Origin of the sequence: Altererythrobacter sp. B11 (assembly GCF_003569745.1) — a bacterium.
Taxonomy (GTDB): domain Bacteria; phylum Pseudomonadota; class Alphaproteobacteria; order Sphingomonadales; family Sphingomonadaceae; genus Croceibacterium_C.
In genome coordinates, this window is record NZ_AP018498.1 from 3,192,048 (window position 1) to 3,212,722 (window position 20,675).

Sequence of the window (20,675 nt, forward strand, 5' to 3'; positions counted from 1 at the left end):
GGGAAAGCCAATGGCCAGCATCGCAGTGATCGGCGCCGGCGCCATGGGCTCCGCCATCGGCTGGCGGCTCGCCAGCAGTGGCTGCACCGTGCCCACTCTGCTGGAAGGGCGCAGCCGCGCCACGCGGGACCGGGCGGCCGCCGCGGGCATGGTGGAAGCCTCGCTGGACGAGGTGGGCGCGGCGGATCTCATCCTCTCCATCGTGCCCCCGGCGCAGGCGGAAGGCGTGGTGGAGCAGCTCGCCCCGCTGTTCGCGCGGCCGGATGCACCGCTGTTTTGCGACGCCAACGCACTGAGCCCGCAAGCCAAGCGCGGCCTGTGCGAACAGGTTGTGCAATTGGGTGGGCATGCCGTGGACGGCTGCATCATCGGCGGCCCGCCTTCGGAAACCTATTCCGGCCCCCATCTCTACCTGTGCGGAGACCGCGCGGGCGAGGTCGCCGCGCTGCTTGGGGCGCACGGTCTGGACTGCCGCCTGCTGGCGGGGGAGATCGGCGCCGCTGCCGCGCTGAAGACCTGCTATGGCGGGATCAACAAGGGCATCATCGGCCTCACCACCGCCATGCTGCTGGCGGCGCAGCGGCATGGGGCGGCGGAGGATCTGCGGCGGGAGATGGAGGAATCACTCGGCTGGCTGCTGGAACGCCAGCGCAAGGCGATCCCGGCCATGTATCCCAAGGCCTATCGGTGGGACAGCGAGATGGCCGGCATCGCGGATTTCCTGGAGGCGGAGGATCCCGCCGCCGCGCAAATCTGGGAGGGGCTGGCCCGCTTCTTCACCGATCGCGCCGCGGCGCAGGACCGGGGCGAGGAACTGGAGGCGCTGCGCCAGCTCCTCGCCTGATCGCGCTTACAACCGGCCGAGCATCTCCAGCATCTGCTCCATCCGCCCGTCCTTCTCCGCATTGCGCAGCGGCAGGACATTGCCGACCAGATTCTCGCCCGACGCCGGCAGGTCTTCGAAATTGGCCATGGTTTCCGCGATATAGGCATCGAGCGGCATGTAGCCTTCCCGCGTTTCCTGCCCCGGGGTGAGGCCGGTGCGCACCGCCGGCGGCGCGATCTCGATCACCTCCACCGCGCCCTTCAGCCGGTGGCGGAGCGACAGCGTGTAATTGTGCACGCCCGCCTTGCTGGCGCTATAGGCCGGGGTGGAGGGCAGCGGCGCGAAGGCCAGCCCGCTGGACATGGTGCAAAAGACCGCGCCGGGCTTGCCCGCCAGCTGCGGCGCCAGCGCCTCCGCCACGCGCATGGTGCCGAGCAGATTGATGTTCACCACCCGCTCCGCCACGGCCATGTCGCCACCGCTGCCAAGCTCCGCCCGTTCCATGATTCCGGCGGCGTGGATCACCACATTGAGATCGGGATAATCCCGCGCCAGCCGCTCTGCGCAGGCTTCCACCGAAGCATCCTCCGCCACGTCGAGTACGATCGAGTCCATCCCGTCGCGCCCCTCCATGGTCCGGTCGAGGCTCGCCTGCGTGCGCCCCGCCACGATCACGCGATTGCCGCGATCGTGAAATTGCCACGCCAGCGCCTGCCCGATGCCCGATCCGCCGCCGGTGACGAGGATGGTGTTGCCGGTGAGTTTCATCATGCATCTCCTTTGCTGTGCGGCAGAGATCGCGCCTGTGCTGCATTGTTGAAAGAAGGCACCTGAAAGAATTATACTTACCCGAAAGAGAGCGCAGGAATTTCAACGATGAGCACGCTTCCCTTCGACCAGAGCGCCATTGCCCGCGCCTGCGAGATCGCCGAAACCCCCTCCCCCGTCGAAGTCGATCCCCGGCTGGAGCGGCTGGTCAACGAGTTGATCGGCCATGTCGCGGACAAATGGACCATGCTGGTGCTGGAAGTGCTGGATGAACATGGCGAGCTGCGCTTCACCCAGATCGCGCGGCACGTCCCCGATATCAGCCAGAAGATGCTGACGCAGACGCTGCGGCTGATGGAGCGGGAAGGCCTGCTGGTGCGCACGGTGCACCCGGTGGTGCCGCCCAAGGTGGAATATCGCCTCACCGACCTCGGCCAGAGCCTGGGCAATGCCTTCTGCGGCGTGTGGCTATGGGCCGAAGCGAACATGGCGCGGATCGAGCAGGCCCGCGCCGAGTTCGACAGGCGGCAACAGGCAGCGAAGGGCTAGGCCCCCGGCCCCCGCCCCGCTACCCTGCCCCGATGCACGAAGGCTCCGGCGCTCTGACCCCGTTCGATCTGGCCGCCCTGCTGGTGGTCGCCTCCGCCGTGCTCGGCTGGTTCAACCACCATTTCCTCAAGCTGCCGCATGTCATCGGCCTCACCGTGATGGGCGCGCTCGCCGCCGTGGGCATGCTGATGGCAAACGCCTTCCTGCCGATGGTGACGATCGACGACTGGGTGTCGAACCTGCTGGACCAGCTGGATTTCAGCCAGACGCTGCTGCAGGGCATGCTCAGCTTCCTGCTGTTCGCCGGCGCCCTGCATGTCGATCTCGATCGCTTGCGGCAGGACTGGCTGCCGGTGCTGCTGCTCTCCACCGTGGGCGTCATCATCTCCACCATTCTGATCGGCTTGGCCCTTTGGGGCGTGGGGATGCTGCTGTCCCTGCCGGTGGCGCCGATCTGGTACTTCGTGTTCGGCGCGCTGATTTCCCCCACCGATCCGGTGTCCGTGCTGGGCGTGCTGAAGGAAGAGAGCGTGCCCGAAGGGCTGCAGGCCACGGTGGCGGGGGAAAGCCTGTTCAACGACGGCGTGGGCATCGTGGTGTTCACCATCCTGTTCGACGCCGCGATCACCGGGCAGGATTTCTCGCTGGGGGAAGGCGCGCAGCTGTTCCTGGTGGAAGCCGGCGGCGGCATTCTGGTCGGCCTCGCCGTGGGCTGGATCGGCTTTCGCGCCATGCGATCGATGGATGAATATGCGCTGGAGGTGCTGATCACCCTGGCGGTGGTGATGGGCGGCTATGCCCTTTGCTCCACGCTCCACGTCTCCGGGCCGCTGTCCATGGCGGTGGCCGGGCTGCTGATCGGCAATCTGGGCGTGACCTACGCCATGAGCGACATAACCCGCGACTATGTCATCAAGTTCTGGGAGCTGGTGGACGACCTGCTCAATTCGGTGCTGTTCCTGCTGATCGGGCTGGAAGTGGTGGCGCTGGTGCCGGGCGGCCCGCACCTGCTGCTGGGCCTTGCCGCCATCGTGGTGACGCTGCTCGGCCGCGCCGTCTCGCTCGGCCTGCTGCGCGGCCTGCTGCCCCCGTCCCGCCGCCACGGCTCCGGCTCCTTCGGCATCCTGTGGTGGGGCGGGCTGCGCGGCGGCATCTCCATCGCCCTCGCCCTCTCGATCCCCAGCGGCACCACGCGCGACCTGCTGCTGGCCGCCACCTTCGCCGCGGTGCTGTTCAGCGTGCTGATCCAGCGCGCCACGCTGAGCCGCGTGATTGACCGCACCAGGTCCGACGTTCAGGCCAGCACTCCGCCGGAGACCCTGCACTAGGGCTGACGTTGGCGCGTGGCCTTCGACAGGCTCAGGCTGAGCGGGCGGGGTTTTTCGGGCTCGTAATCCACCCTCCACCCTCGTCATTCCGCCACCCACTTTCGTCATTCCCGCGCAGGCGGGAATCCAGCCGAGGCCCGCGCGAACCCGCGCTGGATCCCCGCCTTCGCGGGGATGACGAACCTACGATGTTACCCCCCCCCCCCGCTCGTCCTGAGCCTGTCGAAGGACGCGCGCGAGGGTGGCTAGAACGCCTGGCTCACCCCGAACCGTGCGGTGAAGCCCAGCGGGCTGGCGGTGAAGGGGTCGAAGTTCTGGTCCAGCCGGGCGAAGGGCGGATCGCGGTCGAACAGGTTGAACAGCGCCGCCGACAGCTGCGTGCCGGTGCGGAGCGACCAGGTCCAGGCGAGGTCCACCGTGTCGAAGGCGGCGATGTGCTTGCCCGCCGTCACCGCGGCGCCGCCCAGCGTGGCGTCGGGGCCGAAGATGCCGGTGCGCTGGTCGGTATAGCCGGAAACATGGTTGAGCTGCAGCCGCAGCAGGTGATCGCCCAGCCTGCCCTGCACCCATGCCTGCCCTTTCAGGCGCGGGATGGGATAGGCGGTGGTCTGGTAGTTGAGCTTGCCCGCCGCGTCATAGGCGGCCTGCACCGGCAGCCCTTCCACCAGCACATCGGCCACCTTGTATTCGATCACATAGCTGCCCGAGGCGCCCAGTTGCAGCTGCGCCGGGCCGGCGGCGAAATCATAGGCGGCCTGCGCGTCCACCCCGCTGGTGGTCACATCGGCGGAGTTGAAGGCATAGGTTTCCAGCCGCTGCACATTGGCGGCGGAGCAGACCCCGCCCGAGAAGATGAAGCGCGCCTGCAACGCGGCATAGGCGGGATCGCCGCAATGGGCGGTGCCGCTGGCGCCGAACAGGGCGGCGGTGATGCCGCTGACGGGCTCGCTTTCGATCGCGCCCGAGAAATCATAGCGCCAATAATCCACGCTGGCGCTGAAGCCGCCGCGATCGATCACCAGCCCGGCATTCCAGGTGGTGGCGCTTTCCGGCGCCAGATCGGGATTGGCGAGGATGTCCACCGCGCGGAAGGCCCCGCCGATCAGCGTGAGGATCACCAGATTGGCGGCGGTGTTTTCCGGCGGGGGGCCGCGGAAGGTGGTGCCAACGCCGCCGCGCAGGGTGAGCCAGTCTGTCGCTTCGTAGCGGAGGCGCAGCTGCGGATCGAAGGTGGAGCCGACCGCCCCGCCATAATCCTCGAACCGCGCGGAAAGCTGCGCCCGCAGCCGCTCGGTGACGGGCAGTTGCAGCTCCGCGAAACCGGCCCAGACATCGCGCGAGACGGCGACATCGCGGTTGGAGCCGATGAAGCCCAGCGCGCCGGTTTCGGGCGAGCAGGCGGCATCGGGATCGAGCACCGAACCGGGGCAGGGATAGAGATCGAGATTGTTGCCCCCGGCATAGCTGCGGGCATAGCGATCGCGGCGATATTGCCCGCCCAGGGCGAAGCGCACTTCGCCGCCCGGCAGCATCACGCCCGATCCGCCGCTGAGCACCAGATCGCCCACCCATTGCCGCGTGTTCGCGGTGCGACCCCAGACATTGTAGAACTCGCCGATGGTGGCCGTATCGTTGACCAGCCCTTCCCCCGGCGCGGTGCTGAGGCCCGGCACGGCGCTGCCATTGCCGGCGTAATTGGGATTGGCCGTGCCCGTCAGCATGTTGCGGTCGATGGCGGTGGAGAAGGGATTGAACCAGCTGCAGCCGCCCGTTCCCGCCACCGCCGCCAGCTGTTCCGGCGAGAGGCCGGCGCGGGCGGCGGGGGAGGCATAGGCGCAGTCCGGCCCGCCGAAGCCGGCAAGGGCATTCTGCAGCAGGTCCACGAAGCTGTCCCCCACTTCGAAGAAGCGGTCATATTCGCTGTAGGTGGCGCCGCCGGTCAGCTCCAGCCCGCGGCCGAGGTCCGCGCGCAGTTCGGCCGTGAATTGATAGGCATCGGAATCGCGCATCAGCCGCGCCGTGCGCCGGTCGTTGTCGAACAGCGGATTGCCGGACAGCAGGAGGGGGCGGAAGCGCACCGGATAGGCCAGCGCCCCCTGCTGCGGCGTGCCCGCCCCGTCCACCGCGCAGCCCGCCGCCGCGCCGTAGCGGGCGCAATAATCGGCCAGCGCCGGGGCGTAGGATGGGATGACGAACAGACCCGTGCCGCCAAAGGCCGCCGCGCCCGAGGGCGATATGGTCGGCAGGAAGCTGGGCGAGGTGTTCAGCTCCGTCTCCGTGCGGCCATAGAGCGCGGTGACGCGCAGATCGAGCCGTTCGCCCAGCGGCACGGCCACATCGCCGAACAGCTGATAACGCTCCTCCGGCTCGACCAGATTGGTGAAGCCGAGGTAGTTGGACAGGCACAGGTCGTTCGCGCCGCGGAAGGCGCCCGCCGCCTCGCACCCCTCGTCCGCGGTGAAGGCGATGCCGTTCTGCGCCGCGTCGAAATCGAAATTGCCCGGATTGCCGCCACCGGACCAGCCGCCCTGCGGGTTCTCCGGATAGGGGCGGAGGATGAAATCGCGGTCCCCCGCCTGCAACTCGCTGCGCCGCTGATAGCCGGCGGAGAGGAACACTCGCGCCGGGCCGAGATAGCCGCCCCAGGACAGCGCCCCGCTCCAGTCCCCGTCCGACCCGCGGATGTAGCGATAATCGCCCGAGGCGAGGAAGCCCTGCTGATCGGTGCGGGTGATGACATTCACCACCCCGGCGATGGCATCGGAGCCATAGGTTGCGGCGGCGCCATCCTTCAGGATCTCGATCCGGCCGATCGCGGCGGCGGGGAACAGGTTCACATCCACCAGCGGCACATTGCCCGCCGCGCTCGCCACCATGCGCCGGCCGTTCAGCAGCACCAGCGTGCGCTGCGGGCCGAGGCCGCGCAGGTTCACCGATGCGGCGCCTTCGTTGAACTGGCTGCGCGGATCGAACTGGCTGGAATCGCCGATCACCCCGGCCGAGACGGAGAGGCGCTTGGTCAGGTCGATGATGGAGGGCGATCCCTGCGCGGCCAGCTCCGCCGCATCGATCACCTCCACCGGCGCGGGCGCATCCTCCGCCATGCCGCGGATCAGCGTGCCGGTGACGAGGATTTCGCCCTGCGGCAGCGGTGCGTCGGCCTCTTCCGCCCAGGCGGGCGCGGCGGCGGACAGCGCGGCCAGCGCGCAGGCGAGCGCCGCCGTGGAACTGATGTTGCGCATGCCCCGATCCCTCATGTCTCTTTTCCGGCGCGGGGCATGGCGCCAGTGCTGCAGCGCGTCAACTGCGCCGGCACGGAGGGGCACTCAGGCCGCCAGCGAGCCCATCCAGTATTGCATCGTCTTGGGGCTCTCCACACGCTCGCCCAATTCCCGCCAGGAAAACTGTGTGGTGAGGCCCGGCACCTTCACATAGCCGCGCCTGCGCCAGAATCCGTCCAGCGGACGATAATCGTCCGGTCGCGCCCAGTGATCGTCCGCTCGCACGACGGCGGCGAAGGTGGCGTGCGTGGCGCCGGCGGCGCGCGCGGCCGCCTCTCGCCCGTCGAAGAAGGCATGGCCCAGGCCCTGCCCGCGGTACTCCGCCAGCAGCACGCTCTCGCCAAAATAATACATCGTCTGCGTATTGTAGCCGCGCAGTTCGAAGGGGGCGCGGAAATCCTCCTTCTGCGCCATCATGGGGGAGGCGGTGGCGGCACCCACCACGCGGCGGCCATCGAAGGCCACCACCAGGGCGCTGCCCGGCGCGGCGGCGAATTCGCGCAGGTACTCCTGCTCGTAGGCAAGATCGCCGTGATAGAGATATGGAAATTCCGCGAACACAGCGATTCGCAATTCGGCGAGATCGCGCAGGTGGCGCGCCATATCCGCGCCCGCAATGGTAAGCGTCCGCACTGCCCCTGACATCGCTCGCCGCCCCCTCCCGGCTCTGTCTGCCTGTGCTGTTGCCGGTGGTGCCGGCGCGCCCGCGTTAACCATATCGCGCCGCTGCTTTCAATTCCCTTGCGCCGAGCTGCCCCGTGCCGGCGGGAGGAGACCGCCCTGCCCAAGCCCCGCCAATTGCCTTGGGCGCCCTTTCGCCTTATAGGGGCCGCAAACGCCCCGGCTCCGTGCACCGCCATTCGCCAAGCGAGGCCTTGCACCGCCGGGGCTCCGTTTTTTGAGCAGGACGCACAGCTATGTCACGCCGCCGCCAGATCTACGAAGGCAAGGCCAAGATCCTCTACGAAGGGCCGGAGCCGGGTACGATCATCCAGTATTTCAAGGATGATGCCACCGCCTTCAACGCGCAGAAGACCGGCACGATCAACGGCAAGGGGGTGATCAACAATCGCATCTCCGAGCATGTGTTCACGCGCCTGGCCCATATCGGCATCCCCACCCATTTCATCCGCCGACTGAACATGCGCGAACAGCTGGTGCGGCAGGTGGAAATCATCCCGCTGGAAGTGGTGGTGCGCAATGTCGCCGCCGGCTCGATCTCCAAGCGCCTCGGCATCGAGGAAGGGGAGCCGCTGCCCCACACGCTGATCGAATATTACTACAAGGCGGACGAGCTGAACGATCCGATGGTGGCCGAAGAGCATATCGCGTGCTTCGGCTGGGCCAGCAATGAGGAGATGCAGGACATCTCCGCCATGGCCATCCGCGTGAACGATTTCATGTGCGGCATGTTCGCGGCGATCGACATCCGGCTGGTGGATTTCAAGCTGGAGTTCGGCCGCCTGTGGGACGGCGATTACAGCCGCGTGATCCTGGCGGACGAGATCAGCCCGGACAATTGCCGGCTGTGGGACATGACCACGGGCGAAAAGCTGGACAAGGACCGCTTCCGCCGCGACCTGGGGGGCGAGGAAGAAGCCTATCAGGAAGTCGCCCGCCGGCTGGGCCTGCTGCAGAATGACGATGGCGGCCCGGGCGAGGTTCTGGACCTCACCGCCCACCGCACAAGGCTGCGCAACGCGCCCAAGCCGAAGAAATAAGGCCGCTGCGCCTCCCGCTCCCCAGACCGGGGGGCGGGAGCGCAGCAATCCATTGCCCGTTCAGCATAAGTGCTTCAGGAAGCGGGGTTCATGTTCCGCTTCCTCCTAGCCGCCAGCCTCCTTCTCGCCCCGCCCGCGCTGGCGCAGGAACAGGCGCGCACCTCCGCACCGCAATCCGCCGTTCCGGCCATCCAGCCGCCGCAGGGTCCGAACTGGCCGTTCGCCGCCAGCGACCTCCCGCCCGATCCCGCCTATCGCTTCGGCACGCTGCCGAACGGGATGCGCTATATCATCCGCCCAAATTCCACCCCCGCCGGTCAGGGGCTGGTGCAGTTCTGGGTGCATGGCGGCTCGCTGGACGAGCACGATGACGAGCGCGGCTTCGCCCATTTTATCGAGCATATGGCCTTCAACGGTTCCACCCACGTGCCCGAAGGGGACATGGTGAAGCTGCTGGAGCGCGAAGGCCTGGCCTTCGGCGCAGACACCAACGCCTCCACCGGGTTCGACACCACGGTCTACAAGCTGGACCTGCCGCGCAACGATCCGGCGCTGCTGAACACGGCGCTGATGCTGATGCGCGAGGTGGCGAGCGAGCTGACCTTCGATCCCGCCGCGGTGGACCGCGAACGCGGCGTGGTGCTGTCCGAACTGCGGGTGCGCGATACCTATGCACTGCGCAGTTCGCTGGACAGCCTGAGATTCTTCTTCCCCGGCGCACGCGCCAACGACCGGGTGCCGATCGGCACTGCGGGATCGCTGCAGGGCGCCACGGCGGACGGGCTGAGAGCGCTGTGGCAGCGGATCTATCGCCCGGAAAACACCGCCATCGTGGTGATCGGCGATTTCGATCCCGACGCGGTGGAGGCGGCGATCACCGCGCGCTTCGCCGGCTGGCAGGGCCCCGCCCCGCTTCCCCAGCCCAGCGCCGGCCCCGTCGATCCTGCCCTCAGCGGGAAGACCGACATCTATCTCGATCCCGCTCTGGCGGAGCGGATCACCGTTTCGCGCGTGGGCGCGTATGAGGAACAGCCCGACACCACCGCCTTTCGCGAGGCGAACGTGCGCCGCCAGATCGGCTATCAGATCATCAACCGGCGGTTCCAGCGGCTGGCGCGGGCGGAAGATCCGCCGTTTCGCGGCGCAGGCGTGGGCACCAGCGACCTGTTCAAGGCCGCCCGCTCCACCAATCTAATCGTGGATGCGGGCGATGGCGAGTGGCGCCGTGCCCTGCGCGCGGCGCAGGAGGAATATCGCCGGGCGATGGAGTTCGGCTTTACCGAGGCGGAAGTGGCCGAGCAGGTGGCCAATCTGCGCACCGCGCTGGAAAACAACGCGACCGGGGCCGAAACGCGCAGCAATGCCGCCTTCGTCACCGCCGTGCTCACCCTGCTGGAGGATGGGCAGGTGCCGACCACGCCCGCCAGCGCCCTCGCCCGGTTCGAAGCGCATGAGCCGGAGATCACGCCCGAGAGCGTGCTCGCCTCGCTCAAGGAAGAGCTGGTGCCGCTGGACGATCCGCTGATCCGCTTCGAAGGCCGCACCGCGCCCGAAGGCGGGGCAGAGGCCATCCGCGCGGCGTGGAACGAAGGCCTCGCCGCCCAGCTGCAGCCCGAGAGCGAGGCTACGCTCGGCGACTTCGCCTATGGCGATTTCGGCCCGGCGGGAACCGTGGTGTCCGACACCACGGAACCGCTGCTGGGCATCCGCGAGATCACCTTCGCCAACGGCCTCAAGCTCAATTTGAAGCGCACCGAGTTGCAGCAGGATCGCATTTCGGTGCAGCTCAATATCGACGGCGGGGAGATGCTGAACAGCCGGCAGGCCCCCCTCGCCACGGCGATGGCGGACGTGCTGCCGCTGGGCGGGCTGGGCAAGCATTCGATCGACGATCTGCAATCCATCCTCGCCGGGCGCAGTGTGGGCTTTTCCATCAGCACGGATGATGACAGCTTCCGCATGGGGGCCACCACCACCCCGCGCGATCTGGAATTGCAGCTCGATCTCCTCGCCGCCGCGATCACCGATCCGGGTTACCGGCCGGAGGGCGAGGCGCAATATCGCCGCAACATCGCCAATTTCTTCGCCCGCGCCACGGCCACGCCCGAAGACGCGCTGGGCAATGCGCTGGGCGGCATCCTGTCGGACAATGATCCGCGCTTCACGCTGCAGCCGGCCGACGCCTATCTCGACCTCAGCTTCGCCAAGCTGCGCGAGGTCATAGGGGACCGCTTGCAGCACGGCGCGCTGGAGCTGGCGCTGGTGGGCGATTTCGACGAGCAGCGGGCGATCGACCTGGTGGCCCGCACGCTGGGCGCCCTGCCCCCGCGCGAGGCGGAGTTCCGCCCCTATGCCGAAGCGCGCCAGCGGGGCTTCACCACCGATTTCAGCCGGCGCATCGTGCGGCATGACGGGGCGGACGATCAGGCGATCGTGCGCATGGTGTGGCCGACCACGGACGACAAGGATTTCGCCGAAGTCCTGCGGCTCGAACTGCTCGAACGGGTGATGCGCATCGAACTGACCGACAAGCTGCGCGAGGAGCTGGGCCAGACCTATTCCCCCGGCGTCTCGGCCAGCGAATCCGATGCCTATCCCGGCTATGGCACCTTCACCCTCTCCGCCTCGGTCGACACGGCGCAGGTGGAGGCGGCGCGCGACGCCATGCTGGAGACGGTGGCGGAAACCGCCGCCGCCCCGGTGGATGCGGACGTGCTGCTGCGCGCCCGCCAGCCGATGCTGGAAGCCTATGACAATGCGCTGAAGACCAATGGCGGCTGGCTGGGGCTGGTGGACCGCGCGCAGACGGAGCCGGAACGGATCGCCCGCTTCAGCGAAGGCAAGCAGCGGCTGGCGGCGCTGACCGCTGCCGATGTGGCGCAGACCGCCGCGCGCTATCTCCTGCCCGATCGGCGGGTGGAAGTGCTGGTGCTGCCGCGCGGCGCCTCAGAACCAGGCGCGCAGGCCCAGTAGCAGCCTGGCGCGGTGCGGGTCTTCCCCCGCCGCGCGGGCGAAGTCCGCCGTGCCGCCGAACTTTCCGGCATATTCCACGCCCACATAGGGGGCGAATTCGCGGCGGATTTCGTAGCGCAGCCGCAGCCCCGCCTCCACCGAGGAAAGGCCCGCGCCCAACCCCGCTTCGGGCACGTCCTGCGCGGCCAGCGTCGCTTCCACGCGCGGTTGCAGGATCAGGCGCTGGGTGATGCGCTGGTCATATTCCGCCTCCACCCGCGCGGTGAGATCGCCCCGGTCGGACAGGAAGGCGGCGGCGTCCAGTTCAAACAGATAGGGCGCAAGGCCCTGCACGCCGAGTACCGCATAGGCGCGCGAATCCGGCTCCAGATCGTAGCGCACGCCCGTCTGCAGATCGAACCACGGGCCGATGGCATGGCTCCACAGCGCCTGCAGCTCCGCATCCTCGACCGCGCCGGAGAAGGCGCCCTCCCCCTCGCTCTTGAGCCACAGCTTGTCGGTGTCGCCCCCGGTCCAGCCCTGCGCATCCCACAGATAGAGGTCGCGGCCCTTGCCCAGCTGCGCCTCCATCCGTTCCAGCATCAGCGTGGTGGTGGCAAAGCCGCCGTTCTCGCGTGCCATTTCCGCCCGCGCCGGCTCCATGGCCGCGGTCCCGAAGGTGCCGTCGGCCGCATGCTCGGGCCCGGTAAAGGCACGGGGCGGCGGGCCGGAGGCCGGCGGGGCGGCACCGCCCTCTTCCGGCATCGCATGGCCCATCTGCGAATGGTCCATCTGGCCGTGGTCCATTTGCGAATGATCCATCGCGCCATGATCCATCTGCGAGTAGTCCATCGCATCCTGATCCGCCTGGGGATGGTCCATCGCCCCGTGGTCCACCTCGCCATGATCCATCTGGGAATGGTCCATGGTCCCGTGGTCCATTTCCTCATGGTCCTGATCCGCCTTGGCGGGCGGCGGGTCCGTGTGGTGCGTGGAATGATCCTGCGCGGCGGCGGGAAAGGCGGCCCCGGCGAGCAGCAGCGGCAGCAGCGCGCGCATCATGCCGCCTCCTCTGGCAGCGGGCGCACGGTCACCACCTGCATCATGCCCGCATGCATGTGGCAGAGCAGGTGGCAGTGGAAGGCCCAGTCCCCCGGCTCGTCGGCGGTGAGGTCGAACGTCGCCTTCCCGCCCGGCTGCACCACCAGCGTGTGCTTGCGCGGCTGGCGGGTGGGCTCCGCGCCATTGACCAGTTCGAAGAAATGGCCGTGCAGATGGATCGGGTGGGCCATCATCGTGTCGTTCACCAGCGTCACCCGCACCCGCTCGTCAAAGCCGAAGCGGATGGGATCGTCGGTGACGGCGGTGAACTTCTTCCCGTCGAACGACCACATGTAGCGTTCCATATTGCCCGTCAGGTGGATCTGCAGGCTGCGTTCCGGCGGGCGTAGGGGATTGGGCCGGGCCGCGCGCAGATCGGTGTAGCGCAGCACGCGGTGGCTCACAGTGTCGAGGCCGAGGCCGGGGAAATCCATCCGGTCCACCGGCATGGGGGCGATCATGTCCACGCCCGGCCCGACCTCCACCTGCGGGGGCACGCTGGCCTTGTCGCGCATGGAATGGCCCATGGCGGCATGGTCCATTCCCTGCATCTTGCCCATGCCCATATCGGCCATGGTCAGCGTCACCGGATCGCGCAGCGGCGGCGGGGTGGCGCGCGCGCCGCTGCGGCTGGTCAGCGTAGCCAGTCCCATGCCGGAACGGTCCATCGCCTCCGCCACGATCGCGTGGGCGCCCTCGCCCGGCTCGATCAGCAGGTCGTAGGTTTCGGCCACGCCCATCTGCAATTCGTCCACCACCACGGGATCGACATCCTGCCCGTCCGCCTGCACCACGGTGAGCGGCACGCCGGGGATGCGCAGGTTGAAGAAGGTCATCGCGCTGCCGTTGATGACGCGCAGCCGCACACGTTCGCCGGGGTTGAACAGCAGTTCCAGCCCGTCCTGCGGACCGTGGCCGTTGACGAGGAAGGTATAGGTGGCGCCGGTCACGTCCGACACGTCGCGCGGGTCCATCCGCATGCGGCCCCAGCGCGCCCGCTCCGCGGCGGGCATATCCCCGCTCAGCGCGGTCTGCTTCTGGTAGTTGAAATAGCCTTCGCCCAGCTTCAGCTTGCGCATGATGTCATGCGGATGCAGCGGGGTGAACTCGCTCAGCAGCAGCACATATTCGCGGTCCACCGCATGCGCCGGGCCTTCGGCGGGGTCGATCACCAGCGGACCATAGAGCCCCTGCTGTTCCTGCAGGCCCGAATGGCTGTGCCACCAATAGGTGCCCGCCTGCCGCACGGGAAATTCATAGGTCCAGGTCTCGCCCGGGCGGATGCCGGGGAAGCTCACCCCCGGCACGCCGTCCTGCCGGAACGGCACCAGCACCCCGTGCCAATGGATCGAACTGTCCACCGCCAGCGTGTTGGTGACATGCAGCCGCACATTCTGCCCTTCGCGCAGGCGGATCAGCGGGCCGGGCACGCTGCCGTTGACCGTGATCGCATGGCCGGAGCGGCCACCGGTGCCGAAATGCGCCTCCCCGATCGACAGCCTTATATCCTCGCCCGAGAGCGTGCCCCCGCCCTTCTCGGCCAGCGCCATGCCCCGCGCCCAGCCGGGCATCGGCAGGCAGGCGCCGGCCGCCAGCGCGGCGGAGCCCGCGATCAGGCGGCGGCGGGAGAAGCGGATGAGGGAATCGGACATCGACAGCAGCGGCCTTGCGCGAGTGGGATAGCTCCGTTTACATACCCCCCAGGGGTATATCAACCGGGAGCATCGCCAATGGACGGCACGAAGCATCAAGGGCAGGTGAACCGGCTCAACCGCATCGCCGGCCAGGTCCAGGGCGTCGCCCGGATGATCGAGGAAGGCCGCTATTGTATAGAGGTGCTGAACCAGATCCAGGCGGCGCGCGCCGCGCTTGCCAAAGTGGAAAGCGCCGTGCTGAAGGCCCATGCCGCCAGCTGCGTGGCCGATGCCATCGCCTCGGGCGACGAGGCCGAACAGCGCGCCAAGTTCGAAGAGCTGGTGGAACTGATGGAGCGGCAGCGGCGCTAGCGCGAACGGGGAAAACCGCCCCTTGTTTGCGCGCGGCACAATCGCCATAGGCTCGCCAGCGAGTCCAATCCCCTTTGAAAGGCCCCCGCGCGATGAAGGTCCGCATCCATGTCAGCCTCAAGCCCGGCGTGCTCGATCCGCAGGGCCGCGCGGTGCACCACGCCCTGGAAGGGCTGGGCTTCGAAGGCGTCAACGATGTGCGCGTGGGCCGGCTGATCGAGTTGGAAGTGGCGGACAGCACCACCGACGCCGCGCTGGACGAGATGTGCCGCAAGCTGCTCGCCAACATGGTCATCGAAAACTATCGTATCGAGAAGCTGGAGACGGCCTGATGGGCGATTTCCGCGCGGCCGTGGTCACCTTCCCCGGCTCCAATTGCGATCGGGACATGGCCGTGGCGCTGGAGGCGGTTTCCGGCACCGCGCCGCTGCGCGTGTGGCACGGCGATGCCGATCTGCCGGACCGGCTGGATTTCATCGCCCTGCCCGGCGGCTTCTCCTATGGCGACTATCTCCGCTCCGGCGCGATGGCGGCCAACAGCCCGATCATGCGCTCCGTCGTCGCCGCCGCCCAGCGCGGCGTGCCGGTACTGGGCGTGTGCAACGGCTTTCAGGTCCTCACCGAAGCGGGGCTGCTGCCCGGCGCGCTGATGCGCAATGCGGGGCAGACCTTCATCTGCCGCACCGTGCCGCTGACGGTCGCCAACGACACCTCGCTGTTCACCCGCGGCTATCGCGCCGGGCAGGTGATCCGCATCCCCGTGGCACATCACGACGGCAATTACTTCGCCGATGATGCCACGCTGGACCGGCTGGAAGCCGAAGGCCGCGTGGCCTTCCGCTACGGCGAAACCTGCAACGGCTCGCTCCGCGACATCGCCGGCGTGCTGAACGAGGCGGGCAATGTGCTGGGCATGATGCCCCACCCCGAACGCGCCATCGAACCCGCCCAGGGCGGCAGCGACGGTCGTGCGCTGTTCGAAAGTGTGGTCGCCGGGCTGGTAAAGGCCTGAGGCTAGCTCCTCGCGGTTCCGGCTCCTACCTTCGTCATTCCCGCGCAGGCGGGAATCCAGTGCGGCCGGCATGGCCTTCGATGCCTAAGGCGAACATGGCCGCGGCAGCGCGTGGCCTTCGACAGGCTCAGGCTGAGCGGGTGTGGGTCAGGGGTGAGCACGCCAGGGTCGCAGGCCCGATCCCAGCCCGCTCGTCCCGAGCCCGTCCAATGACGCGCGCGGCTGGCTCCGCGCTGGATTCCCGCCTTCGCGGGAATGACGAGGGAGGAAAGCCGCCCCCTTCCCACTCGTCCTGATGCTGTCGAAGGACGCGCTCGGGGCTGGTAGCAGCCGTCACCCCGGGCCTGACCCGGGGTCTCGCACCGACGGCAGCGGGATGGGCCTCACCCCCCGCTCGTCCTGAGCCTGTCGAAGGACGCGCGCCACGCCCGTGGGGTGAGATCTCGCACCCCCGCAGCGGATTTCCTACAGCCGGGTCGAACGGCTACCCACAAGCCCGCTCTTTCCACCGTGAACCACCTGCAAAAGCGCCTTGCAGAGACGCCAGGTCACGCGCTGTTGGAAAGCCCGGTTTTCTGCCAATGAACCCTGTTCCACGCCGTTCCAAGCGTTGCGGGCGTGCGACGAACCGAGTGCGTATTGCACCCTGGATTCCCGCCTTCGCGGGAATGACGAAGATACATGCCGGCAACTCGCCACTGGCAGGCCGGGCCCACCCGGACCCCGCTCGTCCTGAGCCTGGCGAAGGACGCACGCGAGGCCCCACCCGCCCCCCCGCTCGTCCTGAGCCTGTCGAAGGACGCGCGCGAGGCGCCTACTTCTTCAGCGCGTCGCGGATTTCCTTGAGCAGGTCGATCTCCGTCGGCCCCTGCGGCGCGGGCGGAGCGGCTTCCTTCTTCTCCTCGAACTCGGCCATGATCTTCTTCAGATACCGGACCATCAGGAAAATGATGAAGGCGAGGATGAAGAAGTTGATCGCTGCCGTGACGAAGGAACCATAGCCGATCATCGCCGCGCCCGCTTCCTTCAGCGCGGCATAATCGTCCAGCGGGCCGTCATAGCCTTCGGGCGTGCTGAGCAGCACGAAATAGCGGGAGAAATCGACCCCGCCGAAGATCGCGCCGACCAGCGGCATGATGATGTCCTCCGTCAGCGAGGTGACGATCTTGCTGAACGCCCCGCCGATGATCACGGCAACGGCCAGGTCGATCACATTGCCCTTGGCGATGAATGCCTTGAATTCTGCCCACATAGCGTTCGTCTCTCCCAGCAGCGTCAGCCTGTCCTGCCAAAGCAAGCCCATGGGGACAACCCCGCAGGCCGCTTGAAAGCGCGCCCCGGTGTGCTATTTAACCAACACAGTCGGTATGATCCCGAGGGGAGTTCCATGTCTTTGATGTCTTCGATTCGCAGTGCTGTGGTTGTTCTCGCGGCAATCTCGCTCGCGGCCTGCGGCATCAATTCCGTGCCAACGGCGGAAGAGAACGCGAAGGCGAAATGGGCCGACGTGCAGAGCGCCTATCAGCGCCGCGCCGATCTGGTGCCCAATCTCGTCGCCACCGTGCAGGCGGCCGCCCAGTCCGAAACCCAGGTGCTGACCAATGTGACCGAGGCACGCGCCCGCGCCACCTCGATCAACATCACCACCGAGGATCTCTCCAATCCGGAAGAGTTCCAGCGTTTCCAGAACGCGCAGAACCAGCTGACGCAGGCGCTGGGCCAGCTGCGCACGGTGGTGGAGAACTACCCGCAATTGCAGAGCCAGGCGCGCTTCGCGGACCTGATGGACCAGCTGGAAGGCACGGAGAACCGCATCGACGTGGCCCGCACCCGCTACAACGAAGCGGTGCAGGAGTATAACACCACGATCCGCACCTTCCCCGACATCATCGGCGCGAAGATCATCCATGGCGCGAAGCCGATGCAGCCCTTCTCCGCCGAGCCCGACGCCCAGACGGCGCCGAAGGTCGACTTCGGCAATATGGGCGGCACGCCTGCCGCGGCGCCGGCCAATGACAACGCCGGGGGCGAGCAGGAGGCGGCGGCCGGGGCGGCCAATTGAGCCACCGGCCAATGCCGCAAATGCGCTTCCTTGCCCTGATCCTTGCCGCCCTGGCTGCGTTTCTCGCGCTGCCGGCGGCGGCACAGGATTTCCCCGCCCGACCCGAAGGGCCGGTGCTCGATCAGGCAAACGTCCTCCCCCCGGCGGAGGAAGCGGCGCTGGATGCCAAGCTGCGCGCCTATAACCAGCAGACCGGCCGGGCGGTTATCGTGGCAACGGTCAACAGCCTCGACGGTCTCGATCCGGAATCCTACGCCCGCGGCCTGGCCGAAAAATGGGGCGTGGGCGGCGCGGAAACCGAAGAAGGCGTGCTGATGCTGGTGGCGCCGAACGAGCGCGAGGTGTGGATCAGCACCGCACGCGGCGTGCAGGCGCGGCTCACCGACGTTTCGGCCGGGCGCATCGTGCGCAACACCATCATCCCCGCGTTCAAGAACGGCGACATGCCGGGCGGTATCGCCGCGGGCGCCGATGCGATCATGGAACGGCTGAGCATGGATCCCGCCCAAGCCGCCGCGATCGAGGAAGCGGAGGCGGCAGCGGCCAAGGCGGGCAATGGCTCGGAACGCTCGGCCGGGATCGGCGGTGTGATCTTCTGGATGGTTCTCATCATCTTCTTCGCCGTGATTTTCGGCCGGGGCGGCCGCGGTCGCCGGCGGCACGGCGTGGCCAGCTCGGTCGGCAACGTGATCCTGTGGAGCGCCATCGGCAGCGCGATGGGTGGCCACCGCTCCGGCGGAGGCGGCTTCGGCGGAGGCGGTGGTGGCGGCTTCGGCGGTTTCGGCGGCGGGGGCGGCGGCTTCAACGGCGGCGGCGCGGGCGGGAGCTGGTAGATGGCCGGTTATCTCACTGCGGAGGACCATCGCCGCGTCAGCGATGCGGTCGCGCTGGCGGAATCGCACAGCGCCGGCGAAATCGTGACGATCATCGCCGACCAGTCCGACGGCTACACGGATATCGCCCTTGCCTGGGCGACCGGCGTGGCCTTCGCGGCCATGGCGGTGTTCTCCGCCGTGCCGCATTTCTATCTCGACCTGCTGGAGCGTATCTTCGGCCTGTGGAGCCACGACTGGAGCCCGCGCGAAATCCTCACCATCGCACTCGGCATCGGCGTGCTGAAATTCATCGCCATGGTGCTGCTGCAGCTGTGGAAGCCGCTGAAGTTCGCGCTCATCCCCGGTCGGATCAAGACCGACCGGGCGGAAAACCGCGCGATAGACCTGTTCAAGGTGGGGGCCGAACGGCGCACGCAGGGGCGCACGGGCATCCTCATCTACCTCTCCATGCAGGAGCATCGGGCAGAGATCGTCGCCGATGAAGCGATCACCGGGAAGGTCGCGCCGGAGGTGTGGGGCGATGCCATGGCCGCACTTCTCACCGAGCTGAAGCAGGGGCGCATCGCCGACGGAATGATCGCCGCGGTGGGCAAGGTCGGCGGGGTGCTGGCCGAGCATTTCCCCCGCGCGGAAGACGACCGGAACGAATTGCCCGACCGGCTGATCGAACTATAAGCCGCGGCGTGACCGAACGCCCCCTCTCCCCCTCCGCCCCCCTGCCCCCCGATGCCGACGCGCCCGAGCGTGTGGAATGGGCGGGCAAATACATTCTCGCCAAGACGCGCGGCCGCTGGGAATATGTCTCCCGCGCGCGCGGCATCCGGGCGGCGGTGATCCTGGCGGTGGGGGACGGTCGCGTGCTGCTGGTTGAGCAATATCGCGTGCCCCTCGGCCGCCGCAGCCTGGAGCTTCCGGCAGGCCTTATCGGCGACGATGACGGCGGAGAAGGCGAAGATCCGCTGGCCGCCGCGGCGCGCGAGTTGGAAGAGGAAACCGGCTATCGCGCGGCCCATTGGGAACAGGTGGGCGAATTCGCCTCCTCCCCCGGCATGGTGTCGGAAGGCTTCACCCTGCTCAAGGCCACCGGCCTCACGCGCACCGGTGCCGGTGGCGGCGTGGAAGGCGAAGGCATCGTGGTGCATGAAGTGCCGCTGGCGCAGGTCGCCGATGTCGTGGCCGCTTTCCGCGCGGACGGCGGGGCGATCGACGTCAAGCTGCTGCTCCTGCTCGGCGCCGGAATTCTGGGAGACGAGGCGTGAACATCCTGATCCTCGGCGCGGGCGCGATGGGCTGCCTCTATGGCGCAGCCTTCCACCGCGCGGGCGCGCGGGTGTCGCTGGTGGACGTCAACCAGCCCCATCTCGACGCGATCAATGCGCAGGGGCTGGAGCTGGAAACGCGCGCCGGCACCGAACATCTGCCGATCCCCGCGCTGCGGCCGGAAGAGGCGCGCGAGCCTGCCGATCTCGTGGTCGTCTTCACCAAGACCTTCCAGACCGATCGGGCGCTGGCCGGCATAAGCGCCGCAATGGGCGCAGGAACCCATCTGCTCAGCCTGCAGAACGGCCTCGGCAATGATCGCCGCCTCGCCGCCCATGCCGCGGAAGAGCGCGTGATGGTGGGCGCCAGCACCATGCCGGCGGATCTCGTCGGGCCGGGCAAGGTGCGCAGCCACGGCGAAGGCGGATCGAAGCTCTATCCGGCCTTCGGGGGCGACCCCGCCTGCGCGGCCGAGATCGCGCAGCTGCTGAGCGCCGGGGGCATCCCGACCACGCTCGACCCGGAAATCCACGCGGCAATCTGGTTCAAGGCGATCTTCAACGCGGCGATGAACCCGCTCTGCGCCCTCACCCGCCGCACGCCGGGCTTCCTGGGCAGCCATGCAGAGAGCCGCGCGCTGATCCGCCAAGTGGTGGAAGAAGGCGTGGCCACAGCGCGGGCCAGCGGCATCACGCTGGAGGCGAGCGCCATCCACGATCTCACCGAAGTCTCCATGACCGATCATGCGGACCACGAAGCCTCCATGCTGCAGGATGTGAAGGCAGGCCGGCGAACGGAGATCGACGCGATCAACGGCGCGATCGTGGAGGCGGCGCAGGCTGCGGGTGTGCCGGTGCCGGTGACAGAGACGCTTTACCGGATGGTGAAGCTGGAAGACGCCAAGCTGGGCTGATCCGGGCCCTTCCAATTTCCGGATAGAGTCAATAGCAGGGCGGGAACAAGACTCCGGAGA

At 68.0% G+C, this 20,675-nt stretch carries 19 protein-coding genes; 13 read left to right on the forward strand and 6 right to left on the reverse strand.

What is annotated here, in order from left to right:
- The first annotated feature begins 10 nt into the window (after positions 1 to 10).
- Complete coding sequence (locus AEB_RS15080) at positions 11 to 844, forward strand: NAD(P)-dependent oxidoreductase (protein ID WP_119083870.1); 834 nt, start codon at positions 11 to 13, stop codon at positions 842 to 844.
- Positions 845 to 850: 6 nt separating this feature from the next.
- Here AEB_RS15080 and AEB_RS15085 read toward each other — a convergent pair whose 3' ends face one another.
- On the reverse strand, positions 851 to 1,597 hold the full coding sequence (locus AEB_RS15085) for an SDR family oxidoreductase (RefSeq protein ID WP_331851744.1): 747 nt from the start codon (positions 1,595 to 1,597) through the stop codon (positions 851 to 853).
- 105 nt (positions 1,598 to 1,702) lie between these two features.
- On the opposite strand from AEB_RS15085, the gene AEB_RS15090 reads away from it, so the two are divergent.
- The gene (locus AEB_RS15090) at positions 1,703 to 2,143 is read left to right on the forward strand and encodes a winged helix-turn-helix transcriptional regulator (protein WP_119083871.1); all 441 of its coding nucleotides are present in this window, start codon (positions 1,703 to 1,705) and stop codon (positions 2,141 to 2,143) included.
- Between the two features lie 32 nt (positions 2,144 to 2,175).
- On the forward strand, positions 2,176 to 3,471 hold the full coding sequence (locus AEB_RS15095; protein ID WP_119083872.1) for a cation:proton antiporter: 1,296 nt from the start codon (positions 2,176 to 2,178) through the stop codon (positions 3,469 to 3,471).
- Between the two features lie 245 nt (positions 3,472 to 3,716).
- Here AEB_RS15095 and AEB_RS15100 read toward each other — a convergent pair whose 3' ends face one another.
- Both AEB_RS15100 and AEB_RS15105 read right to left on the reverse strand, forming a co-directional pair.
- Positions 3,717 to 6,713, reverse strand: coding sequence for a TonB-dependent receptor plug domain-containing protein (locus tag AEB_RS15100; protein WP_172593123.1), 2,997 nt, complete (start codon positions 6,711 to 6,713; stop codon positions 3,717 to 3,719).
- 84 nt (positions 6,714 to 6,797) lie between these two features.
- A complete protein-coding gene (locus tag AEB_RS15105) occupies positions 6,798 to 7,397 on the reverse strand; it encodes a GNAT family N-acetyltransferase (RefSeq protein WP_119083874.1) in 600 nt (199 codons plus the stop codon).
- A gap of 272 nt (positions 7,398 to 7,669) precedes the next feature.
- Between AEB_RS15105 and purC the strand changes: the two genes are divergently transcribed.
- A complete protein-coding gene (gene purC, locus AEB_RS15110) occupies positions 7,670 to 8,473 on the forward strand; it encodes a phosphoribosylaminoimidazolesuccinocarboxamide synthase (RefSeq protein WP_119083875.1) in 804 nt (267 codons plus the stop codon).
- A gap of 90 nt (positions 8,474 to 8,563) precedes the next feature.
- Positions 8,564 to 11,446: a M16 family metallopeptidase gene (locus AEB_RS15115; RefSeq protein WP_119084680.1), complete on the forward strand. Its 2,883-nt coding sequence runs from the start codon at positions 8,564 to 8,566 to the stop codon at positions 11,444 to 11,446.
- Here the strand turns inward: AEB_RS15115 and AEB_RS15120 are convergent.
- Both AEB_RS15120 and AEB_RS15125 read right to left on the reverse strand, forming a co-directional pair.
- Complete coding sequence (locus AEB_RS15120; protein ID WP_119083876.1) at positions 11,420 to 12,487, reverse strand: copper resistance protein B; 1,068 nt, start codon at positions 12,485 to 12,487, stop codon at positions 11,420 to 11,422. The two genes, AEB_RS15115 and AEB_RS15120, sit on opposite strands and share 27 nt — an antisense overlap.
- Positions 12,484 to 14,178, reverse strand: coding sequence for a copper resistance system multicopper oxidase (locus AEB_RS15125; protein ID WP_119083877.1), 1,695 nt, complete (start codon positions 14,176 to 14,178; stop codon positions 12,484 to 12,486). Before AEB_RS15125 ends, AEB_RS15120 begins: the two co-directional genes overlap by 4 nt.
- A gap of 78 nt (positions 14,179 to 14,256) precedes the next feature.
- On the opposite strand from AEB_RS15125, the gene AEB_RS15130 reads away from it, so the two are divergent.
- From AEB_RS15130 to purQ, 3 genes are all read left to right on the forward strand, one after another.
- Entirely contained in the window at positions 14,257 to 14,532 is a 276-nt protein-coding gene (locus AEB_RS15130; protein ID WP_119083878.1) for a metal-sensitive transcriptional regulator, read from the forward strand.
- Positions 14,533 to 14,624: 92 nt separating this feature from the next.
- On the forward strand, positions 14,625 to 14,864 hold the full coding sequence (purS, locus tag AEB_RS15135) for a phosphoribosylformylglycinamidine synthase subunit PurS (RefSeq protein WP_119083879.1): 240 nt from the start codon (positions 14,625 to 14,627) through the stop codon (positions 14,862 to 14,864).
- Positions 14,864 to 15,544: a phosphoribosylformylglycinamidine synthase subunit PurQ gene (gene purQ / locus AEB_RS15140; protein ID WP_119083880.1), complete on the forward strand. Its 681-nt coding sequence runs from the start codon at positions 14,864 to 14,866 to the stop codon at positions 15,542 to 15,544. Before purS ends, purQ begins: the two co-directional genes overlap by 1 nt.
- Before the next feature lie 814 nt (positions 15,545 to 16,358).
- Here the strand turns inward: purQ and mscL are convergent.
- Complete coding sequence (gene mscL, locus AEB_RS15145) at positions 16,359 to 16,796, reverse strand: large conductance mechanosensitive channel protein MscL (protein ID WP_119084681.1); 438 nt, start codon at positions 16,794 to 16,796, stop codon at positions 16,359 to 16,361.
- 135 nt (positions 16,797 to 16,931) lie between these two features.
- On the opposite strand from mscL, the gene AEB_RS15150 reads away from it, so the two are divergent.
- From AEB_RS15150 to AEB_RS15170, 5 genes are read left to right on the forward strand one after another with little or no spacing between them, the layout of a single operon-like run.
- Positions 16,932 to 17,606, forward strand: a complete 675-nt coding sequence (locus AEB_RS15150) for a LemA family protein (protein ID WP_172593124.1) — start codon at positions 16,932 to 16,934, stop codon at positions 17,604 to 17,606.
- Between the two features lie 11 nt (positions 17,607 to 17,617).
- The gene (locus AEB_RS15155) at positions 17,618 to 18,439 is read left to right on the forward strand and encodes a TPM domain-containing protein (RefSeq protein WP_231958764.1); all 822 of its coding nucleotides are present in this window, start codon (positions 17,618 to 17,620) and stop codon (positions 18,437 to 18,439) included.
- Positions 18,440 to 19,117, forward strand: coding sequence for a TPM domain-containing protein (locus AEB_RS15160; protein WP_119083882.1), 678 nt, complete (start codon positions 18,440 to 18,442; stop codon positions 19,115 to 19,117).
- Between the two features lie 8 nt (positions 19,118 to 19,125).
- Positions 19,126 to 19,701, forward strand: a complete 576-nt coding sequence (locus AEB_RS15165) for an NUDIX domain-containing protein (RefSeq protein WP_231958765.1) — start codon at positions 19,126 to 19,128, stop codon at positions 19,699 to 19,701.
- Positions 19,698 to 20,615, forward strand: coding sequence for a ketopantoate reductase family protein (locus tag AEB_RS15170; RefSeq protein ID WP_119083883.1), 918 nt, complete (start codon positions 19,698 to 19,700; stop codon positions 20,613 to 20,615). Before AEB_RS15165 ends, AEB_RS15170 begins: the two co-directional genes overlap by 4 nt.
- Positions 20,616 to 20,675 lie beyond the last annotated feature (60 nt).

Excerpts from the sequence above, each read along its gene's own strand:
- AEB_RS15080 (WP_119083870.1), top strand. The coding sequence starts at position 11 with ATGGCCAGCATCGCAGTGATCGGCGCCGGCGCCATGGGCTCCGCCATC.
- AEB_RS15085 (WP_331851744.1), bottom strand. The coding sequence starts at position 1,597 with ATGATGAAACTCACCGGCAACACCATCCTCGTCACCGGCGGCGGATCG.
- AEB_RS15090 (WP_119083871.1), top strand. The coding sequence starts at position 1,703 with ATGAGCACGCTTCCCTTCGACCAGAGCGCCATTGCCCGCGCCTGCGAG.
- AEB_RS15095 (WP_119083872.1), top strand. The coding sequence starts at position 2,176 with ATGCACGAAGGCTCCGGCGCTCTGACCCCGTTCGATCTGGCCGCCCTG.
- AEB_RS15100 (WP_172593123.1), bottom strand. The coding sequence starts at position 6,713 with ATGCGCAACATCAGTTCCACGGCGGCGCTCGCCTGCGCGCTGGCCGCG.
- AEB_RS15105 (WP_119083874.1), bottom strand. The coding sequence starts at position 7,397 with ATGTCAGGGGCAGTGCGGACGCTTACCATTGCGGGCGCGGATATGGCG.
- purC (WP_119083875.1), top strand. The coding sequence starts at position 7,670 with ATGTCACGCCGCCGCCAGATCTACGAAGGCAAGGCCAAGATCCTCTAC.
- AEB_RS15115 (WP_119084680.1), top strand. The coding sequence starts at position 8,564 with ATGTTCCGCTTCCTCCTAGCCGCCAGCCTCCTTCTCGCCCCGCCCGCG.
- AEB_RS15120 (WP_119083876.1), bottom strand. The coding sequence starts at position 12,487 with ATGATGCGCGCGCTGCTGCCGCTGCTGCTCGCCGGGGCCGCCTTTCCC.
- AEB_RS15125 (WP_119083877.1), bottom strand. The coding sequence starts at position 14,178 with ATGTCCGATTCCCTCATCCGCTTCTCCCGCCGCCGCCTGATCGCGGGC.
- AEB_RS15130 (WP_119083878.1), top strand. The coding sequence starts at position 14,257 with ATGGACGGCACGAAGCATCAAGGGCAGGTGAACCGGCTCAACCGCATC.
- purS (WP_119083879.1), top strand. The coding sequence starts at position 14,625 with ATGAAGGTCCGCATCCATGTCAGCCTCAAGCCCGGCGTGCTCGATCCG.
- purQ (WP_119083880.1), top strand. The coding sequence starts at position 14,864 with ATGGGCGATTTCCGCGCGGCCGTGGTCACCTTCCCCGGCTCCAATTGC.
- mscL (WP_119084681.1), bottom strand. The coding sequence starts at position 16,796 with ATGTGGGCAGAATTCAAGGCATTCATCGCCAAGGGCAATGTGATCGAC.
- AEB_RS15150 (WP_172593124.1), top strand. The coding sequence starts at position 16,932 with ATGTCTTTGATGTCTTCGATTCGCAGTGCTGTGGTTGTTCTCGCGGCA.
- AEB_RS15155 (WP_231958764.1), top strand. The coding sequence starts at position 17,618 with ATGCCGCAAATGCGCTTCCTTGCCCTGATCCTTGCCGCCCTGGCTGCG.
- AEB_RS15160 (WP_119083882.1), top strand. The coding sequence starts at position 18,440 with ATGGCCGGTTATCTCACTGCGGAGGACCATCGCCGCGTCAGCGATGCG.